The sequence below is a fragment of the Mesorhizobium sp. M7A.F.Ca.US.005.03.2.1 genome (genome assembly GCF_003997795.1).
GTDB lineage: Bacteria > Pseudomonadota > Alphaproteobacteria > Rhizobiales > Rhizobiaceae > Mesorhizobium > Mesorhizobium ciceri.
In genome coordinates this window covers 1-3341 of the sequence record NZ_RZRP01000705.1, presented here as the reverse complement: position 1 = coordinate 3341, position 3341 = coordinate 1, and the positions used below count along the sequence as shown (strand labels likewise).

Here is a 3341-nt window from a genome sequence, read left to right as displayed (position 1 = left end):
GAATCCGTGTTGTCCACCACCATCAGCATGGCGCTTGACGGGTCGTTGTGGGAGCATGTTTTCGCCAGCGTCCAGGTGGTGTTGATCGGCTTCGTCCTTTCGAGCATCGTTGCGGTGCCGCTTGGATTGACGATGGGCACCTATCGCATCGTCCAGGCCGTTCTCGAACCGTTGGTCAATTTCATACGCTATCTGCCGGTGACGTCCTTCGTGCCGCTTTTCATCCTGTGGATCGGCATCGGCATCGAGCAGCGCGTTGCCGTCATCGTCTTCGGCGTCTTCTTCCAGCAGCTCGTCATGATCGCCGACAGCGCTCGCAGCGTCCAGCGCGACCTTGTCAACGCAGCCTATACGCTCGGCACGAAACGAGGCGACACGGTCTTCCACATCGTCTTTCCGGCCACGCTTCCGAGCGTGCTGGATGTGCTGCGCGTCACCATGGGCTGGGCCTGGACCTATCTCGTCGTGGCCGAACTCGTCGCCGCCCGCAGCGGACTTGGCTACATCTCGCTCAAAGCCATGCGCGGCTTTCAGGTCGACGTGATCTTCATGGCCATCGCCATGATCGGCATCCTTGGTCTTTGCACCGACCAATTGTTCCGGGGCATCCGCCGCCTCGTCGCTCCCTGGGCCAATTGAGGAACACGCACACATGGACGCCCTGAATCTTACGACGAAACCAAAGAGTTCCGACATAGGCATCGACAATGTGGTCCTGCGCTACGGCAAGGGTGACAATGCGGTGCTGGCGCTGGATGGCATTTCCTTTCACGTCGTGCCCAACGAATTCTGTGTGATCGTCGGCCCATCCGGCTGCGGCAAGTCGAGCCTGCTTTATCTCGTCGCCGGTCTTGAGGAGCGCACCGGCGGCATGATCGTAGTCGGCGGCAAGCCTGTTACCGAGCCGGGCCCGGATCGCGGCATGGTGTTTCAGGCATATACGCTGTTTCCCTGGCTTACGGTGGCGCAGAACGTCGAATATGGCCCGAAGCGGAAGGGCATTGCGCCGGCCGAGCGCAGGGTCATTGTCGAGCATTTTCTCCACGAGGTCGGTCTGGCAAAGTTCGCCAACCATTACCCGTCTCAGCTGTCGGGCGGCATGAAGCAGCGCGTTGCGATTGCGCGAGCGCTCGCCAATGATCCGGACGTGCTGCTGATGGATGAGCCTTTTGGAGCGCTCGACAGCCAAACCCGTCACAGCATGCAGAAGCTTTTGCTGAGGATCTGGGATCATTCCAAGAAGACGGTCCTATTCGTTACCCATGACATCGACGAAGCGATCCTGCTGGCGGACAGGGTGCTCGTCATGTCCGGCCGGCCCGGTCAGATCAAGAAGGAAATCCGCGTAGGCCTCCCGCGTCCACGCAGCATGGATCTGGTCATGGAGCCGAACTTCATCGCCATGAAGCGGGAGATCCTCGAGCTCCTGAAGAATGACGAAGACGACGAGCACTAATGCATGTCGCTCAAAAGTGACCTCGGTTTTGGGCAGACGACATGCATGAAACAGACATCGGCAGTCTTCGGTGTGGATGACGAAACGGGCAAGGCATGAGCATCGAGGCGGCGGAATTTGACTATATCGTCATTGGCGCGGGTTCGGCCGGCTGTGTCTTGGCAAACAGGCTGAGCGCAGACCCGGCAGTTCGTGTCTGCCTGATCGAGGCGGGCGGCAGCGACGACCGCACCAGGGTGCGCGTGCCGGCCGGCATTCTCTCGCTCTACGGCAATCCGAACTTCGACTACGGCTACAAGGGCGTGCCGCAGCCGCTGCTCAACAACCGCCGCATACCGGTCAACCGGGGCAAGGTTCTTGGCGGGTCGAGTTCGATCAACTCGATGGTCTATATTCGTGGCGCCGCGCAAGACTACGATGAATGGGCAGCGCTTGGCTGCGCCGGGTGGTCCTATGCCGATGTCCTGCCGGTCTTCAAGAAATTGGAGCGGAACTGCCTGTTGCAGAGCCCCGCCTATCACGGATTCGACGGCGAATTGCTGGTCGACAATCCGCGCGATCCCAACGTGGTATCCAGCCTGTGGGTTGAGGCGGGCAGAGGCGTAGGCCTGCCCGAGAACCGCGACTTCAATGCCGGTGGCCAACTCGGCCTCGGCATCTACAACGTGACCCAGAACAGAGGCGAGCGCTTCTCGGCCTACAGCGCCTTTGTCCGGCCGGTTCTCGGCCGCTCGAATCTGCGGATATTGTCAGGCGTCGAGGTTCTTGATCTGGCGATTGAACGCGAGCGCGTCACCGGCGTCAACGTGATCAGGGAAGGCGCAACCCAACGGTTGGGGTGCCGAGCGGAGGTCGTCCTCAGCGCGGGTGCGATCGGATCGCCGCGCATTCTGCTTGCTTCCGGCGTCGGCCCGGCCGGGGAGCTGAAAGCAGCGGGGATTGAACCGGTCGCGAACCTGCCAGGCGTCGGTAAGAACTTGCGCGACCATGTCGATGGCATGATCACGGTGCGATCGAACAGCCGCAAGACGCTCGGCCTTTCACTTGCCAATCTTCCGGCGATGCTGGCGGCGCCGTTCCAGTATTTCGCCCGGCGCAAAGGCATGCTGACGACCAACTATGTCGAAGCCGGCGGCTTTGCCAGGACGAAGTATGCCGGGAGCATACCCGACATTCAGTTCCACTTCGTGCCGGGCTATCGCAGCCATCGCGGTCGGCTCGTCGAATATGGCCACGGCTATGCCGTGCACACCTGTGTGTTGAGACCGGGGAGCGTCGGCGAAATCACGCTTCAACGCGACGGCACCCGCCGCAATATGCTCATAGACCATCGCTTCTTCAGTGACGAACAGGATGCCCTGACCCTCGTCGAGGGCATAAAGGTCGCGCGTTCGATCCTGGCTTCGCCGGTTTTTGGCGGCATCCGCGGACCGGAAATCCTGCCTGGGCCCGACGTGAACACCGATGACGAGATTCTCGCCTATCTGCGTGCCGAGGCTCTTACCGTCTATCATCCGGTTGGCACGGCCAGGATGGGCAACGACGCCATGGCGGTGGTTGATCCCGCCGGTCTCAAGGTGCGCGGTTTCGACAATCTGCGCGTCGCTGATGCCTCCGTCATGCCGACATTGATCGGGGGCAACACCAATGCGCCATCCATGATGATTGGCGAAAAGGCGGCTATGGCAATACTGGCGTAGCCGTCTGCGCGCGGCCAATTCAGCATTTAGGAACAAGCTAACCACTGCCACATGAAATCGTAATTTTCGCTGCCCGGTCCCTCCAGTAAACCAACGATCAGACCTCCGCCGCATGCGCAGAAACTCTCGGGGAGAGCCAGAAAGGGCCGCTGAATGCCAGTCGAAACAGTAGACACGCTTGTTGT

3 protein-coding genes are annotated in these 3341 nt (G+C 60.6%); all 3 read left to right on the top strand.

Annotation, left to right across the window (positions count from 1 at the left end; all coding sequences use genetic code 11):
- Positions 1 to 639 (top strand): ABC transporter permease (locus EN991_RS28725; RefSeq protein WP_164769434.1); only part of this gene is annotated, 639 nt, incomplete at its 5' end.
- A 13-nt stretch (positions 640 to 652) separates the two neighbouring features.
- Entirely contained in the window at positions 653 to 1456 is an 804-nt protein-coding gene (locus EN991_RS28720; RefSeq protein WP_013530446.1) for an ABC transporter ATP-binding protein, read from the top strand.
- A gap of 95 nt (positions 1457 to 1551) precedes the next feature.
- The gene (locus tag EN991_RS28715; protein ID WP_013530447.1) at positions 1552 to 3156 is read left to right on the top strand and encodes a GMC family oxidoreductase N-terminal domain-containing protein; all 1605 of its coding nucleotides are present in this window, start codon (positions 1552 to 1554) and stop codon (positions 3154 to 3156) included.
- Positions 3157 to 3341 lie beyond the last annotated feature (185 nt).

Excerpts from the sequence above, each read along its gene's own strand:
- EN991_RS28720 (WP_013530446.1), top strand. The coding sequence starts at position 653 with ATGGACGCCCTGAATCTTACGACGAAACCAAAGAGTTCCGACATAGGC.
- EN991_RS28715 (WP_013530447.1), top strand. The coding sequence starts at position 1,552 with ATGAGCATCGAGGCGGCGGAATTTGACTATATCGTCATTGGCGCGGGT.